Here is a 21,868-nt window from a genome sequence, read left to right as displayed (position 1 = left end):
TCATCCTTTCAACAGCCGCGTAATATGCGTAGACGCGGACTGCGACAAGCCCTCTAGATCATATCCACCTTCAAGCACACTCACTAGCCGGTGATCGCAGAACCTTTCTGCCCGCTCCATGAGTTTGCCCGTCGCCCAGTCAAAATCCGCTTCGTCAAGATTGAGCTCGGCCAGCGGATCGCGAAAATGAGCATCGAAGCCCGCCGAAATAAGGATCAAATCTGGCCGGAAATTGTCCAAAGCGGGCAATACACGACTATTAAATGCCTCGCGGAATTCGCGGCTTCCCGTATCGGGGGAAAGCGGTGCATTGAAGATGTTGCCGACGCCGGTTTCGTCCTTCGACCCCGTTCCGGGATACAAGGGAAACTGATGCGTCGAACAGAACAGGACGCTTGGATCGTCCCTGAAAATATCCTGCGTTCCGTTGCCGTGATGGACATCCCAATCGACGATAGCGACACGTTCCGCGCCATGACGCTGCTGTGCATGACGGGCGGCAATCGCAATATTGTTGAAAAGGCAAAAGCCCATCGCAGTGGAACGCTCAGCATGATGTCCCGGCGGGCGGGCTGCAACGAACACGTTGTTTGCAGCACCGGAAAAGACATCATCGACCGCCGCTGTCGCCGCACCAATCGCCGTCAGCGCTGCATCCAGACTTTTCGGGCTGACATAGGTGTCGCCGTCAAGCTTCACCACGGGCGCTGGCGCTGCCTCGTCCGAAGCAGGCTCCGGTATTTCGGCGCGTATGGCTTCCAGATGCTTTTCCGGATGGGCAAGCAACACTGACGCCTCGTCGCCGCGCGGCGCTTCCACCCGGTCGAGCCGATAGAAATCCGGCCCCTCCAATTCGCTCATCAAGGCACGGATACGATCCGGGCGCTCGGGATGGCCGGGCGGGGTCAGATGTTCGAGATAGATCGGATGCCAGTAAAGCCGTGTCGTCATCGATTCACTATAGCATCTCACCGGCACATGACCATGACGGCCATGCGCCAGCTTTGTCTGAAGGAGACTAGATGATTTCCGTACGGGCGATGTGGATGCCGAAACCTTCAAGGCCAACATAGTGACGCTCACGCGATGCCAAAAGCACAATCGACGTGATTCCGAGATCCTTCAATATCTGCGCACCAAGGCCGATCTGACGCCATTCCTCCTCGCGGGCAACCGCTTCGGCATGGCTTTCATGCTCGCTCTGGATCGCGTCACGGGCGCGGGTGTCGTGGTGATCGGAACGCACGCCAACAGAACCTTCGCGCAGATAGACCAGTACGCCGCGACCTTCCTTGCCCATCTTTTCCATGATGGCATCGAGATTGCTGCCACCTTTGCCAAAGACATCGTTCAGCACATCTTCGCGATGCAGGCGGACCGGCACTTCCTCGCCGTCACGAATATCGCCGAACACGACGGCTACGTGCTGCATGGGTTCCCATGGCAGTTCGTAGGTGTAGGCATGGGCCGCACCTGCACAGGTCTTGACCGGTGCATCACCAACGCGCTTGACCAGCGTTTCCTTGCGCTGGCGATAGGCGATGAGGTCGGCGACCGTAACCCGATGCAGCGTGTGCTTTTCAGCAAAGGCCTTCACGTCCGGACCACGCATGACGGAACCGTCATCATTGACCAGTTCGCAGATAACGCCGATGGGCGGCAGGTTTGCGAGCTTGCAGAGGTCGACAGCGGCTTCCGTATGGCCGGAGCGCATCAAGACGCCGCCTTCGCGGGCAACCAGCGGAAAAATATGGCCGGGACGCACAAAATCCGAAGCACCGGCATTCGGGTTCGCCAGATTGCGCACGGTCAGCGTGCGGTCTTCTGCCGAAATGCCGGTCGTCGTGCCATGGCGGTAATCGACCGTCACAGTGAACGCTGTTGTGTGAGCGGATTCGTTTTCGGCAACCATCGGCGCGAGGTTGAGACGCTTGGCTTCGTCGCGAGTCATCGGCGTACAGACGATGCCGGACGTATGGCGGACGATGAAGGCCATCTTTTCCGGCGTGCAATGCACGGCGGCAACAATCAGGTCGCCTTCGTTCTCGCGCCCGTCATCATCCATGACCACAACGATTTCGCCGCGTTCGAAAGCGCGAAGCGCATCCACGACCTGTTTCTGGTTATAGCTCATTTCGACCTCTATGTGTCAGGCAACCAACGGGCCCTATCGTCGGTCAGATATGGCCAATATGGCCGAATTCAATCACATGCGGCCAGTCTGGCCCCAAGTTAGTCAGACGCGGCCAGTCTGGCCGCGGTGACGCAGATAATGATCTGCAATCGCACAGGCCACCATCGCCTCGCCGATCGGTACGGCACGAATACCCACACACGGATCGTGACGACCCTTGGTCATCACATCCACTTCCTTGCCGTCCTTGTCGATGGAGCGGCGCGGGGTCAGGATCGACGAGGTCGGCTTGACGGCGAAACGCGCCACAACCGGCGCACCAGTCGCAATGCCACCGAGAATCCCGCCAGCATGATTGGACAGGAACAGCGGCTTGCCGTCATTGCCAATGCGCATTTCGTCGGCGTTCTCTTCGCCGGTAAGACGGGCAGCCTCGAAACCGTTGCCGATTTCCACACCCTTCACGGCGTTGATCGACATCAGCAGGCTGGCAATATCCTGATCGAGCTTGCCGTAGATCGGCGCCCCGATACCAGCAGGCACACCTTCAGCGATAATCTCGATGACTGCGCCGACCGACGATCCGCTCTTGCGAATGCCATCAAGATAGTCTGCGAACAACTCGACCGAACCGGCATCCGGCGAGAAGAAAGGGTTGTTGTCCACTTCCGACCAGTTCCAGCGACGGCGGTCGATACCGTGCACGCCCATGGCCACCAGCGCGCCCTTGACCTCAAGCCCCGGCACGACCTTGCGCGCTATGGCGCCTGCTGCCACACGAGCTGCCGTTTCGCGCGCCGACGAACGTCCGCCGCCGCGATAGTCGCGAATGCCGTATTTGACGTCATAGGTATAATCGGCATGACCGGGACGATACTGACGGGCAATCTCGCCATAATCCTTCGAGCGCTGATCGGTGTTCTCGATCATCATCGAGATCGGTGTGCCAGTCGTCGTCATGGTCACGCCGTCGTCGCCCAGAAGAACACCGGAAAGCACGCGAACCTGATCCGGTTCGCGGCGCTGCGTCGTATATTTGGACTGGCCGGGCTTGCGCTTGTCGAGATAGGCCTGAATTTCGGCTTCCGTGAACGTAATGCCGGGCGGGCAGCCGTCAACAACGCAACCGAGCGCCAGACCGTGGCTTTCGCCCCAGGTGGTTACGCGGAACAGATGACCGAAACTATTGTGAGACATGCGCGACGCCTGAATAAATTGTCCTTGTCCGGAGCGGGTCAAGGAGAGAGCAGCTACTTTACGGCCCGGTTTTATTGAGCTTTTTGACGCCGGTCAAATCAAGCTCCTTGAGGACGTAAAATTTCCTTCTGAAGTTCGATATCCGGCATTTTTTTTGACACATTCCGCACGCTACACTGTGGGATATCCGGCGCAACGCGCTGAAAATCGCAATCACGACAATCGTGTCGAATCGGTCAGGCGACAACCCAACCCGAGGCACAACCAAAGGAACGGAAAGTCATGCATTATCTGGTCGGATTAATTCTCATCGTGGCGTCGCTTTTCTCGACGGTAGCGATGGCAGACGATGCCGAAGGCAAGATCACCGGTATCAACAAGGACAGCGAAACCATAACACTCGATGACGGCCAGACATACAAGCTGCCCGGTGAGTTCGATTACAGCGCGATCAACAAGGGCATGAAGGTCCTTATCATTTATGACATGGTCGACAGCACGCGCTTCATCACCGACATTCAGGAAGCGCCGTAAGCACGCCCCCAGAAAGAGAATGAGCGGCTCATAAGTCGCTCTTTTCATGTGGGCTGAAACCAGCCACTTCTGACAACACGCGCCCAATCGGCGCGACCGTTGTTCTCCGCCATCCGGACCATCCGCGCCGTATCGTAGGGAATATTGCGCAGGGTTATCTGCCAGCCAGACCCGGTCTGTTCGATGACAGCGTAGGATGCATTGGGATTGCCGGTCTGGACGACGTGCGGAACCGGATGATCGTCGTCGTAACCGGGGCAACCCACGCTTCCCGGATTGACCAGCATTCGCCCATCTCCCAGGCGAACGATCCTCGGCGTGTGCGTATGCCCGCAAAAGATCAGCGATGCAGCTATATCTTCAGCTTCGGCCTCGATCTCATCTCGGGTTCGCAGAACGACTTCGCCGTTCGCGGTCACTTTCTCCATCCAGTAGGTGGTATCGCTTGACGGTGTCCCGTGGCAGATGAATATCCGTCCATCGACCAGAGACTGCGATGCCGGCATTCCAAGCAGCCATTCGATGTGTCGGTCATCAAGCTGCTGGCGCGCGACCCGATCCGACGGCGCCATATCTGCGAGCGGCTTTTCGACAAGCCAGCGATCATGATTGCCACGAATGCAGATCATTTCTCGCGCCATCAGCATATCTGCTGTCTCACGCGCGGCCAAAGGACCACTTAGATGATCGCCGAGATTGATAATCGTCTGGATTTGCAAAGCATCGATATCGGCCAGCACTGCAGCCAAGGCGTCATTGTTACCGTGAATATCCGATATGACCGCGAAACGTTCGAAGGGCATAAAACGCCTCCACCGCTGGCAAAATTATGTTTACGGTCACTATAGACTGATTTGCGGGATCAAACCCACTCCAGCTTGCCGTTTGCAAACTTCAGAATCTTGTCCTGCGGGATGGAGAGATTGGCAGCGGCGTGGCCGTCCATGTCCCCGTAGAGGTAAAACAGCGTGCGGATGCAGCCACCATGCGTCACGCAGATAGTCGGCCATTCCACGGCTTCCACCCAGCGCCCGATGCGGCGCGACAGGCCCATGTAGCTCTCGGCGGTTGTGCCCGGCGGCACGAAATTCCACTTGTCGCGGGCGCGCGCTTCCAGAAGGTCTTCACGCTCCCTGGCAATGTCTTCCATCATGAAGCCCTGCCAGTCGCCGAAATTGACTTCCATCAGTTGTGGATCGGTGCGGTATTCATACGGATCAAGACCCATGCGCAAACGGATACGTTCCATCGTCTCGCGCGTGCGTCGCAGCGGGCTTGCAACGAAGTCGAAGCCTGCACCCTCGCCAATCAGCGATCTCAGCATATCGCCGTTGCGGTCGGCCTGGCTGCGCCCATTATCGTTGATATCGATATCAAGCTGCCCCTGAATACGCTGCGAAACATTCCAGTCTGTCTCGCCGTGACGCGAAAAGTAGATGATCTCCCGAGCCACAGCCCTACCCCTATCTGCCGCCAATGAATAATCTGGATAACTTCCCCGCAGCGGGAAAGACAAAGAAAAATCCCGAAAAGCCGGTTAGCCTTTCGGGATTTTGTATTCGCTGCTTCAGTCTTTCACGACCGAAATATCCGGAGCGTCAACCGCTTTCATGCCGATGACATGATAGCCGCTATCCGCGTGATGAACTTCGCCAGTCACCGAACGGGACAGGTCGGAAAGGAAATAGAGGCCGACATCGCCCACTTCCTCGATGGTGACGGTACGGCGCAGCGGCGCGTTGTACTCGTTCCACTTGAGGATATAGCGGAAGTCACCGATGCCCGAAGCGGCAAGCGTCTTGATCGGGCCAGCCGAGATTGCATTGACGCGGATGTTCTGGGGGCCGAGATCGACGGCCAGATACTTCACGCTTGCTTCGAGAGCAGCCTTGGCAACACCCATGACGTTATAGTTCGGCATGACCTTTTCGGCGCCGTAATAGGTCAGCGTCAGGATAGATCCGCCGTCCGCCATCAGCTTTTCCGCGCGACGCGAAATAGCCGTCAGCGAATAGACCGAGATCAGCATCGTGTTGGTGAAGTTGGCTTCCGACGTATCGACATAACGACCCGTCAGCTCATCCTTGTCGGAAAAGCCGATGGCATGCACCACGAAATCGAGCTTGCCCCACTTCTTTTCAAGCGTCTCGAAAACAGCATCCATGCTGGCAGCATCAGCCACATCGCAATGTCCTGCCACGAATGCGCCGAGCTCTTCAGCCAGCGGTTCGACACGCTTCTTCAATGCATCGCCCTGATAGGTGAATGCGAGCTCTGCGCCTGCATCACGAGCGGCCTTGGCAATACCCCATGCGATGGAGCGGTTGTTGGCGACGCCCAGAATCAATCCACGCTTGCCCTGCAACAAACCTGACTGTGCGGTCATTAGGGGTCCTCATTGAAAACAATTAACTTGTTGCCCTATCGCACAGGCTCGGCTCTCCTTCAAGCAATTGCAGTGAAAAAGCCGGGCATTGTCACTTTACTGCCGCAAAGAGACAACACCCGGCTTTAAACGATTGAAGTCGAGTTTTGGTTAAGCCTGTGCAACGATTGAGCATTTTCAGGGCGTGATGCGCTAGCGTCTCAGCGTCCTGGTATCAGGCGACTCTGCGCTTTTGCAGGAATTCTTCCAGTTCCTTGTCGCCGCCTTCCGGCAGCATGATCCGCACATGAACGTAGAGATCGCCGCGCCCATCAGCTTTCAACGGGAGGCCTTTTTCTTTCAGGCGCAGCACGCGATCGGAACTCGACCAGGCCGGAATTTTGACTGCGATACGCCCATCCAGCGTTTCGACTTCCTGCTTGCCGCCCAGAACCGCATCGGCAAGCTCGACCGGCATATCTACATGGACATCACGTCCTTCGAGGCGAAACCGCGGATGTGCCTTGAAGTGTATCGTGACCAGCGCATCGCCTGCCGTTCCGCCCATCAACGGCTCGCCCTGCCCTTTCAGGCGAATGGTCTGACCGTCTTCAACGAATCTCGGCAACTTGATCTTCAGGTGCTTGCCATTCGGGAAGATCGCCTCGACCTTCTCCGCACCGGCCGCCTGCTCCAGCGTAATATTAATAGACGCGGAAAGGTCAGCTCCCTTGGCCGGGCCGCGCTGACGCGCACCACCACCAGCACGGGCGCCTCCACCGAAAGCGCCGCCGAAAAGGTCGTTCAGAATATCATCCGCGCCGCCGAAACCGCCGCCTTGCTGAAAGCCGCCGGGACCAGAACGGAATTCAAAGTGACTGTTGCCGTCGCCACCTTGCCGGAAACCGCCAAACGGGTCGCCATGAGCGCCGCCGAAGCCCTGTCCGCCGGTGAAACCCTGAAAGGCAGGCTTGCCTTCGGCATCTATCTCGCCCCGGTCAAACTGACCACGCTTGTCCTTGTCGCCCACAATTTCATAGGCCTGGTTCAGTTCTGCAAAGCGCTCCTGCGCTTTCGGATCATCCTTGTTCTGATCCGGATGGTGCTTTTTGGCCAGTTTGCGAAAAGCCGATTTTATTTCCTCGGGCTTCGCCGTTTTGGCGACGCCCAGCACGCTATAGGGATCGCGCATATAGTTCCTCTTTCAGGAAAATAACTATGAGATGAGTAAGACTCGTTGCCCATAATATGCGCATATGGCCGGAAAAGTTCCAGTCAGGCCGGGCTTTTCTTTTCAAATGGGCGCGAACGAAGTCACCGTCCATTGACCACCACGCTGCATGCAGGTTTCGCCGCGATAGATGGAAACACCGTCAAAAGCTTCACGCGAGGTTTCGAATTCGCGGCAAAGCTGGTTGTTCTTGCTGTTCTCGGCAATGGTGGTGATCGTGCCCTGGCTGCCCGTATCGGGATTGGCCCACGGTACGGGCTTCTTGCCCCATTCCGTGAAATTGAGCGCTGAAACAACGTTCCTGATCGCGGATTGGTCGGAAAGCTTGCCAGTATCGGTCTCAACCGGCTGCGGCTGTTTCACCGATCCGGTGATCGTGGAAGAATCGGGAACGGCCTTTTCAATGCTCACGCCACCCATGGCGCAACCGGCAAGCGAGAGAATGCATATGCCAATCACGGCCTTGCGCAGCGCATTTGCGCGGCAGCTCAGGCTCCAGAGATTGTCCTTGTGGCGAAGCGTCTCGACAGCCAACGCTATTCCCTTATTTTTACACGCTAAAGATGCAGGGATTATGAGTGAACTTGAGTTAACAAGCAGTGTGCCGGAAAGGTAAACAAATCGGAATCGGAGCACAACGCCCAACTCCGCACTTTATTCAGCCATCAAACGATGTGCCCGGCTTTCTGCATCCGGTTCGAGAAAGGTCAATCAACCGGCAGCTCGTTGCCCGTCCGAAAATGAAGAGCACGGCGCGTTCACCGTCGCCGTGCGTGTTGCGTAGCCGTTCCGGCCAGCCTGCTTTACCTTGTAAAGCGCAAGATCGGCCCGGGCAAAAACGTCAAGGTCACTCGTTTCGTTGTCGCGTTCCTCACTGGCAATGCCGATACTGACAGTCATGGCGAGTTTCTGTCCATTGAAGGCAAGCGGGGCATCGTTGATCGCCCTGACGATGTCGCGTGCGATTTCCGTCGCTTCCTGCTCGTCCATCTTTGTCAGCAGAATGGAAAACTCATCACCGCCGAGACGTGCCAGCACACCGCGCCGATTAAGGACGTCGACCGCCACATCGGCAAAATGCACGAGCGCCTGATCGCCCAGCGCATGACCATAGGTGTCGTTCCATTGTTTGAAATTATCGATGTCGATCAGCATGACGCTATAGGCTGTACCGTCCTCGCTGAACGCCAACTCCGCCCTTGCGAGTCTTTTCATGAAATGACGGCGGTTCGGAAGCCCGGTCAGCTCGTCCGTTTCTGCTACCTTGGCCATATCGCCATGCAAGCGGTTCATCGCCATGACGATAAAGCCGAAATTCCAGATCATGCCACTATAGATCACACAGACAAGCGCATAGCTTTCGATGGTAAAATAGAGCGACTGATCGAACTCACCCACCCATGCGGCGATGTTCAGCGAGGTCTCAATGGCGTGCCCAATGATACCGAGCAAAAAGGCCATGATAGCAATCTGACCGCCGAGACCAATGCCCTTCTGCCGGGCCAGATAGAAAACCGTCATCCCCATGGGCACTGACTGTCCCACGGCATAAGCAATGTTGCGCCCCTGCCAGCTCGAATGAAATGCCGCCATCACGGCGAAACTTGCGAGCGATATTCCCATCGCCAGCCGCCAGCCGCCTTTGTGGCCATAGAAATAACGCGCACCAACCCAGGCAAGGCAGAAGCCGTAAATGATGATGGTATTACCGGTGACCGCAGGCCAGAACGCACCCTCATTACCCTGCAGCGAAAGCACGAAGCCTCCGACCAACAGAAGCGTCGTCGAAAGAAGCCAGATTCTGGCAGGCCGGAATTTGCGATAAGAGAAGGCGATAGCGGTCCAGATGATGCAGACCGTCAGCGAATTTAAGAGAATTACAATATAAAGCGTCAAAAAGTCGAGTTTTGGCATAGCCCCCACCTTGACCGGCGCCCTACAAGAAGTTGCCCGCTAAGTAAAGCCATGTCGAACCCTGCGACGACACATCCCGGCAAGACCATGGACAAAATGCCGGTTATGGAAGAAGCTCCCTCCCGACCCGCCCCATTGGGGTTTCTTTGGCGGGGATTCCCTTGCAGGATGATCCGCAAATTCCGACAGGCTTTTGAAATATCCAAAATGACAAACGCAAGCGACGACTTCACCGAATCCTCCCAGCCGTTCAAACTTTTTGCAGACTGGCTGACCGACGCCAAAGCAAGCGAACCGAACGATCCGAATGCGGTCGCGCTGGCAACAGTCGATCCCGACGGCCTGCCCAATGTGCGCATGGTGCTGTTGAAGGATTTCGACGAACAGGGATTCGTCTTCTACACCAATTATGAAAGCACCAAGGGCAAGGAAATCCTGTCAGCGGAAAAGGCTGCGATGTGCTTCCATTGGAAGACGCTGCGCCGTCAGGTGCGCGTGCGCGGCGCGGTGGAGAAAGTCAGCGATGCCGAGGCCGATGCCTATTACGCTTCACGCCCGCGCGGCAGCCGCATCGGCGCCTGGGCATCCAAGCAGTCACGCCCGCTGGAAAGCCGTTTCGCGCTGGAAAAGGCCGTTGCGGAATACACCGCAAAATATGCCATCGGCGACATTCCACGCCCGTCCTACTGGTCGGGTTTCCGTATTCGTCCGGTCTCGATTGAATTCTGGCATGACAGGGCCTTCCGCCTGCATGACCGCGTTCTGTTCACACGTCCCGCACCTGAGGGCGACTGGAACAAGGAACGGCTTTATCCATGATCCCATAATAAGAAGGCCACCGGACACGGTGGCCTTCTTATTTATACCAGCGGCTTGACCGCCACCCAGAGACTTCCGAGAACGAGCCCGAGGAAAATCAGCCAGCCAACAATATTGTTGGATTTGAACAGTTTCAGGCACTGGTCGGGATTGTCGATATCGAGCACGATGATCTGGCGATAGAGATGCACGCCTGCTGCGAGCAATCCGGCCAGTGCTGGCATCGGCACCTGCGCCACGGCGAAAGCCGCCGCGAAGAAACCAATAGCGCCGCCATAAAGGATCATCAGCGCCGTCTTGGTGTGCTTGCCGAACAGGCGCGCCGTGGAGCGCACGCCCACCAGCGCATCGTCTTCCTTATCCTGATGCGCATAGATCGTGTCATAGCCGATCGTCCACAGGATCGCGCCGATATAGAGAAGCACCGGCGCAAGGCTGAGCGAACCTTCCACCGCAGCCCAGCCCATGAGTGCGCCCCATGAGAAAGCAAGACCAAGCACGAATTGCGGCCAGTTGGTAATGCGCTTCATGAAAGGATAAGCGGCGACGATCAGAAGCGAGAAAATGCCCAGTCCAATCGTAAACCAGTTGAACTGCAGCACCACCACAAGACCAACCAGCGCCTGCAGAACCAGAAAAATCTTGGCCTGACCACGTGTCACCTGCCCCGACGGCAGTGGCCTTGAACGTGTGCGATCCACCTTGTCGTCAATATCCTGATCGACAAGATCGTTATAGGTGCAGCCGGAGCCACGCATGGCAATGGCGCCGATCAGGAACAGAACGAGATGCCAGATCGAAGGCATGACGGCCCAGGCGCCATCGCCCGGCTTGGCGCCCGCACCTGCCACCAACGCTGCCGACCACCAGCATGGCCAGAGCAGGAGCTGCCATCCGATGGGACGATCCCAGCGGGCGAGCTGCGCATAGGGCCAGAGCCAGTGCGGCAGCAGCTTATAGACCCAATGGCCCGATGGAGCATCCTTTACACGCCCTTGCGCATTGCGTGACTGAATCGATCCGTGTAGTTCGGGCTGTGACATGGCGAAATCCTTGATATATGCAGCCATCACTATAACCCCGACGAAGACGGAGCAAGCAATGAGAGTTCTTTTAATCGGTTCTGGCGGTCGTGAACATGCTCTGGCCTGGAAACTGTCCGCTTCTCCGTCACTGACAAAACTCTATTGCGCTCCCGGCAATCCGGGCATTGCGACGATCGCGGAACTCGTCGACATCGGTGTCGATGACCATCAGGCTCTGATTGCTTTCGCCAAGGACAAGAAGATCGATCTCGTGGTGGTCGGGCCTGAAGCACCACTGGTGGCTGGCCTTTCCGATGAAATGCGTGCCGAGGGTATCCGTGTGTTCGGCCCCTCCAAGGCTGCGGCACAGCTTGAAGGGTCGAAGGGTTTCACCAAGGATCTCTGCGCGCGCTTCGATATTCCGACAGGCGCTTATGGCCGCTTCAACAATGCGCCCAAGGCCAAGGCCTATATCCGCCAGCAGGGTGCGCCCATCGTCGTCAAGGCCGACGGGCTCGCCGCAGGCAAGGGCGTGATCGTTGCGATGACGCTCGATGAAGCGCTCGACGCCGTGGATGCCTGTTTCGAGGGCGCATTCGGTTCCGCCGGTGCCGAAGTGGTGGTTGAGGAATTTCTGGACGGCGAAGAAGCAAGCTTCTTCTGCATATGCGATGGCAAGACCGCCTTGCCGCTCGGCTCGGCGCAAGATCACAAGCGTGTCGGCGACGGCGACACCGGCCCGAATACAGGCGGCATGGGTGCCTATGCTCCAGCTCCGGTCATGACGCCGGAAATCGTCGAACGCACCATGCGCGAACTGATCGAACCGACCATGCGCGGCATGGCGGAAATCGGCGCGCCCTTCTCCGGCATTTTGTTCCTCGGCCTGATGATCGGCAAGGACGGCCCGAAGCTCATCGAATACAACACCCGTTTCGGTGACCCGGAATGCCAGGTGCTTATGATGCGCCTCAACAGCGACCTGCTCGCGCTCATCAATGCTGCCGTGGACGGCAAACTTGATGAAGTCTCGCTCGACTGGAAAAACCAGCCTGCGCTGACGGTTGTGATGGCTGCGGAGGGCTATCCGTCCAATGTGAAGAAGGGCAGCGTCATCCGCGATCTCGACAAGCTCGAAGGCATTGATGGCGTCAAACTCTTCCACGCGGGAACGGCGGAGAAGGACGGCAGCATCGTTGCCAGTGGGGGCCGCGTGCTCAACATCACTGCCATTGCCGACACGGTCGCCGAAGCACAGGCACGCGCCTATGAAGCCGTAAAGCTCATCGACTGGCCGGAAGGCTTCTATCGCTCCGATATCGGCTGGCGCGCTGTCGAGCGGGAAACCCAAGCCGACAAGAAATAGCCTCGACAGCATTATCTGTAACCGCCGAGTTTCGGCCTCACAGGCGGACAATGCCTAGTGGATTGCATTTGACGTTTGATATCCGTCCGATATTAATCCCGTTTCAAACGTCAAATTCGAAAAATCCACGAGATTGTTCACCTCCGTACAAATGGCTGTGAAGCCGCAGCACAATATTGACGTTTACGTAATAAGCCGATAGCTCTTGTATTGAACAGCCAAAATGGCTCCTGCCGGATTGCATGAAGCACCGGCGCAGGGCGGGCTTCCGAGGAGAAGTCCGCGAAACATACTCGGAGGAAAGATGTATCGCGCGCCGGTTTCTGAAATTTCCCATACGCTGATGAAGGTTGCAGGGCTGGAGAAAGCCCTCGACGACAACCGCTTCCCCGATTTTTCCGCCGATCTTGCCGCTGCCATTCTGGAAGAAGCCGGCAAGTTTGCCTCAGAGCGCGTCGAGCCGCTGCGCATCACCGGCGACAAGCATGGCGCGACCGTCAAGGACGGCGTTGTCACCACCGCGCCGGGCTGGAAAGAGCTATATCGCGACTGGATCGAAGGCGGCTGGAACTCGCTGACCGGCACGCCGGAATATGGCGGTCAGGGCCTGCCCACGATGATGTCGGTGGCAGTGAGCGAAATGTGGAACTCCGGGACGCTTGCCTTCGCCATCGCGCCGACACTGACCATGGGCGCAGTCGAAGCGGTCGAAAAGCACGCCTCCAAGGAGTTGAAGGACATCTATCTCGAAAAGCTCATCAGCGGCGAGTGGATGGGCACGATGAATCTGACTGAACCGCACGCCGGTTCCGATCTTGGTGTAATGCGTACCCGTGCGGAACGTGCCGGTGACGGCAGCTACCGCATCTTCGGCCAGAAGATTTTCATCACCTATGGCGAGCATGACCTGACCGACAATATCGTGCATCTGGTGCTGGCGCGCCTGCCCGATGCCCCGGCCGGGACGAAGGGCATTTCGCTTTTCCTCGTACCCAAATTCCTCGTCAACGATGATGGCTCGCTTGGCCGCAGGAACGATCTGTTCTGCTCCGGCCTTGAGCACAAGATGGGCATCCATGCCTCGCCAACCTGCACCATGATCTATGGTGATGGTTTCGTGAAGGGTGAAGAACAGGGCGCGGTTGGCTACCTGATCGGCGAGGAAAATCGTGGGCTGGCCTGCATGTTCACCATGATGAACAATGCGCGTCTTCTGGTCGGCATTCAGGGTGTCGGCGTTGCCGAGGCCGCTTATCAACAGGCCCTTGCCTATGCCAAGGAGCGCAAGCAGGGCCGCGCCATCGGTGCTGATCCTAAGCAAGGCATGAGCCCGATTATCGAGCATCCCGATGTACAGCGCATGTTGCTGACCATGAAGGCGCTAACGCAGGTTGCCCGTTCGATCACCTATTCCTGCGCACATGCCATCGACATGAGCCATGCAACGGAGGGCGCAGACCAGCAGTTCTGGTCGGATCGCGCCGGTCTGCTGACGCCGCTCGCCAAGAGCTTTGCGACCGATGCAGGCGTGGATGTTGCTTCGCTGGGCATCCAGATTCACGGCGGCATGGGCTTCATCGAAGAGACAGGTGCTGCGCAATTGCTGCGTGATGCCCGGATTACCCCGATCTACGAAGGCACCAACGGCATTCAGGCCATCGACCTCGTGGCGCGCAAGCTGCCGCTTGGGCATGGCGAGCATATCAAGGGCTTCCTTGCAGAATTGCAGGACGACGCCGACAAGGCCGCCGCATCCAATCGTCCGGAACTCGGCGAAACCGGCGCTCGCCTTTCCAAGGCCATCAATGAGGCCCGCGAAGCCACGGACTGGCTGCAAAAGGCAGTTGCCGAAGGGCAGCTTGAGGCAGCACTTGCCGGAGCCTCGCCTTATCAGCGGCTTTTGTCGCTCGTTTCCGGCGGCGCCTATCTCGCGCGTGCGGCGCTCGCGGATGACGATAGCGGCCGCGCAGTGCTGAGCCGCTTCTTTGCGGAAAATATGCTTGCCGAAGTATCGTCCCTGAAAGACACCGTCATCACCGGCGCTGCCAGCCTAGCCGCCGCCAAATCCGCGCTGGAGGCATAGGCATGAGCGAACACATCCTGATTGAGCGCAAAGGCGCGATCCAAATCATCCGTCTTAACCGGGCCGACAAGAAAAACGCCATTACCCGCGCCATGTATGCCACCATGGCAAAGGCGCTCAAGGACGGCGATGCCGATGACGCGGTGCGTGTGCATGTGTTTCTCGGGGTTCCAGGTGCATTCTCATCCGGCAACGACATGCAGGATTTCATGGCGGCTGCGATGGGCGGCGATCTCGGCAACGACATTCTGGATTTTCTGGGTGCTCTTTCCAGCGCAAAAAAGCCGATCGTTTCCGGTGTCGATGGCCTTGCCATCGGCATCGGCACGACCATCCACCTGCATTGCGACCTGACATTTGCAACGTCGCGGGCCTTGTTCCGCACGCCTTTCGTCGATCTTGGCCTTGTGCCGGAAGCAGCTTCCAGTCTGCTGGCACCACCGCTGATGGGACACCAAAAGGCATTTGCCCTGCTGGCGCTCGGTCATGGATTTACCGCGGAAGCCGCACAGGAAGCCGGGATCGTCTATCAGATCGTTGCCGAAGATGCGCTGGAAACGGAAGTGATGAAGGCCGCAGAAGAAATCGCTGTCAAGCCTCCGCAGGCCATGCAGATCGCCCGTGCGCTGATGCGCATGCCAGCTGAAAAAGTTTCCGAACGTATTGCACGTGAGGCCAAACATTTTGCTGAACGGCTTACCTCGGATGAAGCCCGCGAGGCCGTCATGGCATTTCTCAGCCGAAAAAAATAAACCCGAACGTTGTGAACGTTCGGGGGCTTTTTGGAGGTCAGCCAAGGTTTTTTTGAAGGGGTCGCCTTATCTCAGGCGACCCTTTACCCTTTCTAGAGCGCATCTCGTCCGAAAACCGCTTCACACTTTTCGGGATGCGTTCCAATTCAATTTCGAGCAATGATTTCCTTGCCGGAGATCACCAGACGGACGCCAAGCGTACCGGTCTTGCGGCGAGCGAGAAAACGCGGACGGCGACGGCGCGGCTCCTGCCCCTGACGGCGAGCCTGCGGCTGGCTGGTGCGGACCGCACCGGTGCTTTCATAAAGCGGGCGGGCGACGCCGTCTTCCTCGACCAGCATCATCGGCAGATTGAAGCTTGCCGCCCAGGCGCGCCAGTCGGCGGCAACGTCAGTCAGATCATGTGCGACAAGCAAGGGAACGGAGAGTTGCGGGTCTTCATGCATCAGCTCCAGCGTCACCGTGATTTCGCCGAACTCGTCTTCCACCGCACGGGCGGCAACGCCGACAAATGCGTTGGCCGGGAGAGCGATCGACATCGGCAGGCCGCTTGAAGGCAGAACCTGCCGGATCACTGCACCGCGCTCGTTGATGGTGAAGGTAACGTCGCTGCTCCCGTCATGGGTCGCATAGCTCACAACCTGCGGAAAGTGAAACGGATCGAGCCGCAATTCCCGTCCTGCCCAGTCGGGCTTCAGTCCCTTGCTCATCATTTTCGACGCCTCTGTCTCTCTGTTTTTTATTTTTGAGAGCCGGTTATTCCGACTTCCCTTTGTCGAGCTTTTTGCTCTTCGTTGAGATGGAGAATAGGCGCGGTTTATTACCGACGGGCTTAATGAGTTAAGTTAACTTTTTCCTGCCTTTTCCTTTGGTTAGCAGATTGCAACCAGGTGTAAGAATTCGGAAATTCTTCTGAAGAAGTGTTTACTAAAACAAACGGGCGGTTAATACCGCCCGCCTTACTCGATTAAATAGTGATACTTTATAGAACCTTGCCGGGGTTCATAATGCCCGCCGGATCGAAAGCTGACTTGATGCGGCGCATCAGGTCAAGCGCGACATCCTGCTTGAAGAAAGCCAGTTCTTCGCGCTTGAGCTGACCAATGCCGTGTTCTGCCGAAATCGAACCCGTATAGCTCGCGACGATCGTGTGGATACGGTGGTTCAGCTCGTGCCAACGCGCAAGAAAGGCTTCCTTGTCAGCGCCTACCGGCTGCGAAACGTTGTAATGCAGGTTGCCGTCGCCGATATGGCCGAAGCAAACGATGCGCGCACCGGGAATCATTTCCAGCGTCGCGGCATTGGCTTCGTGGATGAAGGCGGGGATGGATGCGACCGGCACAGATATATCGTGCTTGATCGAGCCACCTTCCGGCTTCTGCGCCCAGGACATTTCCTCGCGCATTTTCCAGAAGGACTGCGCCTGCGCAACGCTTTCGCCGATGGCCGCATCCTGAATAATATCGTTCTCGAAGGCTTCGGTCAGGATCGTTTCCAGCGTCGTGCGCGCATCTTCTTCTGAGCGGGTAGAAGAAATATCGATCAGTACATACCAGTCATGCGGGCTTTCGAGCGGATCGCGCACGCCATCGACATGGCGCACCGTAAACTCAACCCCCACGCGCGGCATCAATTCGAAGCCGGTCAGCGACGGGCCTGCATGTTCCGTTGCAAGCTGGAACAGGCGCAGCACGTCTTCCGGATTGCGCAGTCCTGCATAAGCCACGCCCTTGCCCTTCGGCTGCGGGAAGATGTTCAGCACCGCAGCCGTGATGACACCAAGCGTGCCTTCCGAACCGATGAAAAGGTCTTTCAGGTCGTAACCAGTATTGTCCTTCTTCACATAGCGAAGATCGTTGAGAATCTCGCCGGTCGGCAGCACAACCTCAAGGCCGAGGCAAAGCTCGCGCATGTTGCCATAGGCAAGCACTGCCGTGCCGCCAGCGTTGGAACCAAGATTGCCACCGATCTGGCATGAACCTTCGGCACCCAGCGACAGCGGAAACAGGCGACCGGCTTTTTCAGCAGCTTCCTGAAGGTTCTTCAGGATGACACCGGCTTCAAGCGTTACCAGATTGCCGACCGTATCGAGGTTACGGATACGGTTCATACGACCGAGCGACAGAGTGATGGCTGCGCCGCTTTCATCGGGCTGCTGGCCACCAACGAGGCCCGTATTGCCACCCTGCGGCACCACCGGCGTTTTCGTCTCGCTGGCAAGTTTCATGATCGCCGCGACTTCTTCCGTCGAACCCGGACGAAGGACGAGAGGTGTGCGACCGTGATAGAGATCGCGCTGCTCGACGAGATAAGCGGCGAGATCTTCCGGCGCGGTGAGCGCATTCTTTTCGCCCACGATGGCGGAGAAACGTTCGATCAGAGCGGTGTCCAGCATAGTCTGCCTCTTACATAGGAGGATGTTAACGCGGGGCCGCCGCGCGTTTCAAACGGTCGTTGATGGCCTCGCCGAGGCCTTCAAAGGGGATAGGCTCGACGGCAATGGTGGTGGCACCTGTCGCGTCCAGCCTGCGCATGAAATCGAACAGATTGGCCGCGGCTTCGCGCAAATTGCCATCAGCGCTCAAGTTCATGATCACCTTTGCCGTATCGGCCCCGGCCACGCGCTGCGGGCCAAAGGCAAGCAGGGCTTCGCCCGGCTGCACCGAGCCGACACCGAGCCGCATCGCAGCATCAGGCGCATAATGCGAGGCCATCATGCCCGGCGCCTGAATTGCCGATGTGTGGTCGGCGCGCACGAGCTTCTCACCAATCACGGCTTCGATTTCTTCCGCAGCCAGTCCGCCCGGCCGGAGCAGATGCACTTTATTACCGTCAACCTTGACGATGGTGGATTCAACCCCAACGCCGCAGGGACCGGCATCGAGGATCAGATCAAGCTTGTTGCCGAGGTCGTCGGCAACGGCACGAGCGCTTGTTGGGCTGATACGGCCTGACGTGTTGGCGCTTGGCGCTGCAACCGGACTGTCGAGCCCCTCGATGATATCGCGCACGCGGCCAAGCGGCATGCGGATGGCGAGGGTCGAAAGTCCGGCGGTCACAAGCGGATGGATCGGGCGATCCGTATCCTGCCTGTCCTTCAGCGGCAGCACGATGGTCAGCGGGCCGGGCCAGAACATCTCGGCAAGCTTGCGCGAAAGAGCGTCGAAAGTGACATAGCGCTCGGCCATCGCAATACCGCTCACATGCGCGATCAGCGGATTGAACTGAGGCCGCCCTTTGGCCGCGAAAATACCCGCCACACCCTCGCCGTTCGCAGCGTCGGCGGCAAGGCCATAAACGGTTTCGGTCGGAATGGCGACGAGACCGCCGCGCCGCAGCACTTCCACCGCGCGCTGGACTGCCTCATCATCGAATTTGACTATATCGGACACTGGTTTTCCGCCTCTCGAGCGTCCCAAGTTGGAGCGCATCCCGAAAAATGCGAAACGGTTTTCGGATAAGATGCGCATCAAAACAGACAGTTAGAGCGCCGGTCTGACACTATCAGATCGAAATGCGCTCCAAGCCCGTTCTGCCTACACAAGCTCTGGCCCCGGTGCAAGTGATGTGCAAGCAAGCTCGGACTCTATCCGGGCACAATCACGGCAAGACGATCATGATTGCGCATGAAAAATTGCGTTTTGTTAGGTTTTTCAGGGTATGGTGATATTATTCATGCGTGAGGTGAATAATGTTATCGCGATTTATCGCTATTTCGCTGACGGCCATCGGACTGCCCGCGATTGCTTCCGCAAACGGAGGTGAGCGCGCGGCATTGACCTATCAGGTCGGCTCCATCGATTATATCGGCTATGACAAGATCGGTGCCAACGGCCTGCCGGTTTGCGGCACCTGTGCGCAAAAGCAGGCAGCCGAACTGGACGCACAGAAGGAAATCGAGGCCCGCCGCAAGCGCGCCCGTGCCTATATGGCGCGCATGCAGGGCCAGCCCGTTCCGGACGATCTGCTTGAGCCAGCCGCCGCACCAGCAGAAGACTTTGACCCCACAAAGCCGGTGCGCGTCGTTGGCGATCCCTGGGCCGGGGCATCCGACGAAATCGATCTCAGTTCGCTCGAACTCAGACCCAGCCTGAAATAAACAAAAATGGCGCCCGAAAGCGCCATATTTTTTATCGTACTGCCAATAGTCAGCCCGCGATTTTCGAGAAATCCGCCACTTTTCCGGTAGCTGCACGAATCTGGTCGAGCAAGGCCAGACGATTAGCGCGGACATTCTCGTCCTCGTCGTTCACCAGCACCTTTTCGAAGAACGTATCGACCGGACCACGCAGCTTGGCGAGCGCCAGCATCGCACCGTTGAAATCTTCACGGGCAATGGCAGCCTCGGCATCTTGCGAAGCCAGAGTGACGGCTTCGAACAGCGCCTTTTCTTCCGCTTCGTGGAGAAGAGACGCGCTTACGCTGTCTGCAACCTTCGTACCCTTCTTCTCTTCGGCAGCGAGAATGTTGGCGGCGCGCTTGGTGCCAGCCAGAAGGTTCTTGCCGTCTTCTTCGTTGATGAAGACGATCAGCGCTTCCAGTCGACGCGCGACCAGCAGCAGATTGTCGGCTTCCGGCGACAACACGGCATCAATGGCGTCGTAGCGTGCACCTTCTTCTTTCAGATGCACCTTGAAACGGTCATGGAGGAACGACAAGAGATCAGCCAGCACCGGCTCGGACGATGCTTCCGCCTCGGCGCGAACCTGCTTTTCATAGCTGGCCAATGCGTTGTCAACGTCCTGTTCGCCGTCGATATCACCGGAGTTTTCCCCAGCAAGCTTGGTTTCAAACTCGCGCAACTTGCGCTGGACCTGACCTTCTTTCAGCGCGGCAAAGGCCGAGCGGAAGAGCGGCAGCAGCGGGAACTTCCATTCCTGCGACAGCAGGAGACGGATCACACCCAATGCCGCACGACGCAGAGCAAACGGGTCCTTCGAGCCGGTCGGCTTTTCATCGATCGCCCAGAATCCGACCAACGTGTCGAGCTTGTCGGCAAGCGCGACGGCAACCGAAACCGGGTTCTTCGGCACAACATCGGACGGGCCTTGCGGCTTGTAGTGTTCTTCAATCGCAGCAGCGACGGCTTCATCTTCGCCCTGAAGCAACGCATATTTGCGACCCATTGCGCCCTGAAGTTCAGGGAATTCGCCGACAACTTCCGTGGTGAGGTCAGCCTTTGCCAGAACTGCCGCACGCGCTGCAAGTTTCGGATCGGCACCCACCAGCGGCGCAATCTGCGCAGCCAGTTCGCGAATGCGTTCAACGCGTGCGCCTTGCGTGCCAAGCTTGGCATGGAAGGTCACATTCAATGCATCCAGACGCGCCATGCGCTGATCGAGCGGCTTCTTCAGATCAAGACCGAACTTTTCCGCCGAAGCGACGAGCTTGTCGAGGTCGGGCAGATCATGCTGATCTGTGTGCCAGAAATAGAGTGCATCCGACAGGCGTGCGCGCACGACCTTGCCGTTACCGTAAGCGATTTCCGTGCCGCCATCGCGGGCAGCGATGTTCGACACCAGAATGAACTTGTTGGAAAGCGCTTCGGCTTCGCCCTGCTTGCGAGTGACGAAGCACTTCTGGTTGGCGCGGATGGTGAGGCGGATGACTTCCGGCGGAATGGCCAGGAATTCTTCCTCGAATTCGCCCATCAGCACGACCGGCCATTCGACCAGACCGGACACTTCTTCCAGAAGCCCATCGTCTTCGACCAGCTCAAGACCGGAAGCGAAGGCGAGATTATGCGCGTCCTGCGAAATGATTTCCTTGCGGCGCTCGGCGTCGAGAACCACGAAAGCCTTTTCGAGTTTTTCGACATAATCCTCGAAGCGACGTACCTTGATTGGCTGACCGTCGCTCAGGAAACGATGGCCATAGGTGACATTACCCGACTTGATGCCATCGACATCGAAATCGATGACCACGGTTTCCTCGGTTTCGGGACCGAAGGTGCAGAGGATCGACTGCAGCGGACGCACCCAACGAAGCGAACCCGGCCTGGCCGAAGCCGCACCCCAGCGCATGGATTTCGGCCATGGGAAATTGCGGATCGTCTGCGGCACCAGTTCGGCGACGATCTCTTCCGCTGCGCGGCCCGGCTTCGTCAGATGGGCGACATAGAAATCACCCTTCTTCGGATCGGAGTGGACATGGGCTTGGGCGACATCCGTCAGACCGGCCTTGCGCAGAAAACCCTGAATGGCCTGTTCCGGTGCTGTGACCGACGGGCCCTTAATGTCTTCGTGCACGTCCTTGGAACGCACGGTGAGGCCGCGAATATCGAGCGTCAGACGACGTGGCGTCCAATAAGGGGTCGCAGCTTCATAGGTAAGACCGGCTTCCACCAGACCATCGGTAATCATCTTCTTCAGATCACCAGCAGCCTTGCGTTGCATGCGGGCGGGGATTTCTTCGGAAAAGAGTTCGAGCAACAAATCAGGCATGTTCT

Annotated in this window: 20 protein-coding genes; 6 read left to right on the top strand and 14 right to left on the bottom strand. The window is 57.7% G+C overall.

Annotation, left to right across the window (positions count from 1 at the left end; genetic code table 11):
- From OANT_RS02815 to aroC, 3 genes are all read right to left on the bottom strand, one after another.
- Positions 1-951: a histone deacetylase family protein gene (locus OANT_RS02815; protein ID WP_012090814.1), complete on the bottom strand. Its 951-nt coding sequence runs from the start codon at positions 949-951 to the stop codon at positions 1-3.
- 67 nt (positions 952-1,018) lie between these two features.
- Positions 1,019-2,134, bottom strand: coding sequence for a 3,4-dihydroxy-2-butanone-4-phosphate synthase (gene ribB, locus OANT_RS02810; RefSeq protein ID WP_012090813.1), 1,116 nt, complete (start codon positions 2,132-2,134; stop codon positions 1,019-1,021).
- Positions 2,135-2,236: 102 nt separating this feature from the next.
- Complete coding sequence (aroC, locus tag OANT_RS02805; protein WP_012090812.1) at positions 2,237-3,331, bottom strand: chorismate synthase; 1,095 nt, start codon at positions 3,329-3,331, stop codon at positions 2,237-2,239.
- Between the two features lie 282 nt (positions 3,332-3,613).
- Between aroC and OANT_RS02800 the strand changes: the two genes are divergently transcribed.
- On the top strand, positions 3,614-3,865 hold the full coding sequence (locus OANT_RS02800) for a DUF1344 domain-containing protein (RefSeq protein ID WP_010658359.1): 252 nt from the start codon (positions 3,614-3,616) through the stop codon (positions 3,863-3,865).
- A 44-nt stretch (positions 3,866-3,909) separates the two neighbouring features.
- Here OANT_RS02800 and OANT_RS02795 read toward each other — a convergent pair whose 3' ends face one another.
- From OANT_RS02795 to OANT_RS02770, 6 genes are all read right to left on the bottom strand, one after another.
- Entirely contained in the window at positions 3,910-4,668 is a 759-nt protein-coding gene (locus OANT_RS02795; protein ID WP_012090811.1) for a metallophosphoesterase family protein, read from the bottom strand.
- A gap of 59 nt (positions 4,669-4,727) precedes the next feature.
- Positions 4,728-5,318: a histidine phosphatase family protein gene (locus OANT_RS02790; protein ID WP_012090810.1), complete on the bottom strand. Its 591-nt coding sequence runs from the start codon at positions 5,316-5,318 to the stop codon at positions 4,728-4,730.
- Between the two features lie 114 nt (positions 5,319-5,432).
- Positions 5,433-6,251, bottom strand: a complete 819-nt coding sequence (gene fabI / locus OANT_RS02785; RefSeq protein ID WP_010658356.1) for an enoyl-ACP reductase FabI — start codon at positions 6,249-6,251, stop codon at positions 5,433-5,435.
- A gap of 214 nt (positions 6,252-6,465) precedes the next feature.
- Positions 6,466-7,422 (bottom strand): DnaJ C-terminal domain-containing protein, encoded by a 957-nt coding sequence (locus OANT_RS02780; RefSeq protein WP_012090809.1) that lies wholly within the window; start codon positions 7,420-7,422, stop codon positions 6,466-6,468.
- A gap of 102 nt (positions 7,423-7,524) precedes the next feature.
- Positions 7,525-7,953 (bottom strand): RT0821/Lpp0805 family surface protein, encoded by a 429-nt coding sequence (locus tag OANT_RS02775; protein WP_236020272.1) that lies wholly within the window; start codon positions 7,951-7,953, stop codon positions 7,525-7,527.
- Positions 7,954-8,172: 219 nt separating this feature from the next.
- The gene (locus OANT_RS02770) at positions 8,173-9,375 is read right to left on the bottom strand and encodes a GGDEF domain-containing protein (protein WP_012090807.1); all 1,203 of its coding nucleotides are present in this window, start codon (positions 9,373-9,375) and stop codon (positions 8,173-8,175) included.
- 207 nt (positions 9,376-9,582) lie between these two features.
- Here OANT_RS02770 and pdxH point away from each other — a divergent pair, with 207 nt between their 5' ends.
- Positions 9,583-10,194, top strand: coding sequence for a pyridoxamine 5'-phosphate oxidase (pdxH, locus tag OANT_RS02765; protein ID WP_029375899.1), 612 nt, complete (start codon positions 9,583-9,585; stop codon positions 10,192-10,194).
- A gap of 41 nt (positions 10,195-10,235) precedes the next feature.
- On the opposite strand, the gene ubiA is transcribed toward pdxH, so the two are convergent.
- A complete protein-coding gene (gene ubiA, locus OANT_RS02760; protein WP_010658351.1) occupies positions 10,236-11,237 on the bottom strand; it encodes a 4-hydroxybenzoate octaprenyltransferase in 1,002 nt (333 codons plus the stop codon).
- A 58-nt stretch (positions 11,238-11,295) separates the two neighbouring features.
- Between ubiA and purD the strand changes: the two genes are divergently transcribed.
- The 3 genes from purD to OANT_RS02745 all read left to right on the top strand — a co-directional run bounded on the left by purD (position 11,296) and on the right by OANT_RS02745 (position 15,420).
- The gene (gene purD / locus OANT_RS02755) at positions 11,296-12,585 is read left to right on the top strand and encodes a phosphoribosylamine--glycine ligase (RefSeq protein ID WP_012090805.1); all 1,290 of its coding nucleotides are present in this window, start codon (positions 11,296-11,298) and stop codon (positions 12,583-12,585) included.
- A gap of 304 nt (positions 12,586-12,889) precedes the next feature.
- Positions 12,890-14,668, top strand: a complete 1,779-nt coding sequence (locus OANT_RS02750) for an acyl-CoA dehydrogenase family protein (protein WP_012090804.1) — start codon at positions 12,890-12,892, stop codon at positions 14,666-14,668.
- Between the two features lie 2 nt (positions 14,669-14,670).
- Positions 14,671-15,420 (top strand): crotonase/enoyl-CoA hydratase family protein, encoded by a 750-nt coding sequence (locus OANT_RS02745; RefSeq protein WP_012090803.1) that lies wholly within the window; start codon positions 14,671-14,673, stop codon positions 15,418-15,420.
- A 146-nt stretch (positions 15,421-15,566) separates the two neighbouring features.
- Here the strand turns inward: OANT_RS02745 and OANT_RS02740 are convergent, their stop codons facing one another.
- From OANT_RS02740 to OANT_RS02730, 3 genes are all read right to left on the bottom strand, one after another.
- On the bottom strand, positions 15,567-16,133 hold the full coding sequence (locus OANT_RS02740) for a DUF6101 family protein (RefSeq protein ID WP_010658347.1): 567 nt from the start codon (positions 16,131-16,133) through the stop codon (positions 15,567-15,569).
- 269 nt (positions 16,134-16,402) lie between these two features.
- The gene (locus OANT_RS02735) at positions 16,403-17,815 is read right to left on the bottom strand and encodes an FAD-binding oxidoreductase (RefSeq protein WP_012090802.1); all 1,413 of its coding nucleotides are present in this window, start codon (positions 17,813-17,815) and stop codon (positions 16,403-16,405) included.
- Between the two features lie 25 nt (positions 17,816-17,840).
- Positions 17,841-18,851 (bottom strand): L-threonylcarbamoyladenylate synthase, encoded by a 1,011-nt coding sequence (locus OANT_RS02730; RefSeq protein WP_210341993.1) that lies wholly within the window; start codon positions 18,849-18,851, stop codon positions 17,841-17,843.
- Positions 18,852-19,111: 260 nt separating this feature from the next.
- On the opposite strand from OANT_RS02730, the gene OANT_RS02725 reads away from it, so the two are divergent.
- Positions 19,112-19,519 (top strand): hypothetical protein, encoded by a 408-nt coding sequence (locus tag OANT_RS02725; RefSeq protein ID WP_012090800.1) that lies wholly within the window; start codon positions 19,112-19,114, stop codon positions 19,517-19,519.
- Between the two features lie 49 nt (positions 19,520-19,568).
- Here OANT_RS02725 and glyS read toward each other — a convergent pair whose 3' ends face one another.
- Entirely contained in the window at positions 19,569-21,863 is a 2,295-nt protein-coding gene (gene glyS / locus OANT_RS02720) for a glycine--tRNA ligase subunit beta (protein ID WP_012090799.1), read from the bottom strand.
- Between the last annotated feature and the right edge of the window lie 5 nt (positions 21,864-21,868).

The organism is Brucella anthropi ATCC 49188, from assembly GCF_000017405.1.
In the GTDB taxonomy this organism is placed as follows: Bacteria; Pseudomonadota; Alphaproteobacteria; order Rhizobiales; family Rhizobiaceae; genus Brucella; species Brucella anthropi.
Note: the sequence above shows the minus strand (reverse complement) of the source record. Positions and strands in the feature narration are given on the sequence as shown.

Coding starts and splice junctions, on each gene's coding strand:
- aroC (WP_012090812.1), bottom strand. CDS start 3,331: ATGTCTCACAATAGTTTCGGTCATCTGTTCCGCGTAACCACCTGGGGC.
- OANT_RS02725 (WP_012090800.1), top strand. CDS start 19,112: ATGTTATCGCGATTTATCGCTATTTCGCTGACGGCCATCGGACTGCCC.
- ubiA (WP_010658351.1), bottom strand. CDS start 11,237: ATGTCACAGCCCGAACTACACGGATCGATTCAGTCACGCAATGCGCAA.
- purD (WP_012090805.1), top strand. CDS start 11,296: ATGAGAGTTCTTTTAATCGGTTCTGGCGGTCGTGAACATGCTCTGGCC.
- OANT_RS02735 (WP_012090802.1), bottom strand. CDS start 17,815: ATGCTGGACACCGCTCTGATCGAACGTTTCTCCGCCATCGTGGGCGAA.
- OANT_RS02780 (WP_012090809.1), bottom strand. CDS start 7,422: ATGCGCGATCCCTATAGCGTGCTGGGCGTCGCCAAAACGGCGAAGCCC.
- OANT_RS02815 (WP_012090814.1), bottom strand. CDS start 951: ATGACGACACGGCTTTACTGGCATCCGATCTATCTCGAACATCTGACC.
- OANT_RS02770 (WP_012090807.1), bottom strand. CDS start 9,375: ATGCCAAAACTCGACTTTTTGACGCTTTATATTGTAATTCTCTTAAAT.
- ribB (WP_012090813.1), bottom strand. CDS start 2,134: ATGAGCTATAACCAGAAACAGGTCGTGGATGCGCTTCGCGCTTTCGAA.
- OANT_RS02740 (WP_010658347.1), bottom strand. CDS start 16,133: ATGATGAGCAAGGGACTGAAGCCCGACTGGGCAGGACGGGAATTGCGG.
- OANT_RS02750 (WP_012090804.1), top strand. CDS start 12,890: ATGTATCGCGCGCCGGTTTCTGAAATTTCCCATACGCTGATGAAGGTT.
- OANT_RS02745 (WP_012090803.1), top strand. CDS start 14,671: ATGAGCGAACACATCCTGATTGAGCGCAAAGGCGCGATCCAAATCATC.
- fabI (WP_010658356.1), bottom strand. CDS start 6,251: ATGACCGCACAGTCAGGTTTGTTGCAGGGCAAGCGTGGATTGATTCTG.
- pdxH (WP_029375899.1), top strand. CDS start 9,583: ATGACAAACGCAAGCGACGACTTCACCGAATCCTCCCAGCCGTTCAAA.
- OANT_RS02730 (WP_210341993.1), bottom strand. CDS start 18,851: ATGCGCTCCAACTTGGGACGCTCGAGAGGCGGAAAACCAGTGTCCGAT.
- OANT_RS02795 (WP_012090811.1), bottom strand. CDS start 4,668: ATGCCCTTCGAACGTTTCGCGGTCATATCGGATATTCACGGTAACAAT.
- OANT_RS02800 (WP_010658359.1), top strand. CDS start 3,614: ATGCATTATCTGGTCGGATTAATTCTCATCGTGGCGTCGCTTTTCTCG.
- glyS (WP_012090799.1), bottom strand. CDS start 21,863: ATGCCTGATTTGTTGCTCGAACTCTTTTCCGAAGAAATCCCCGCCCGC.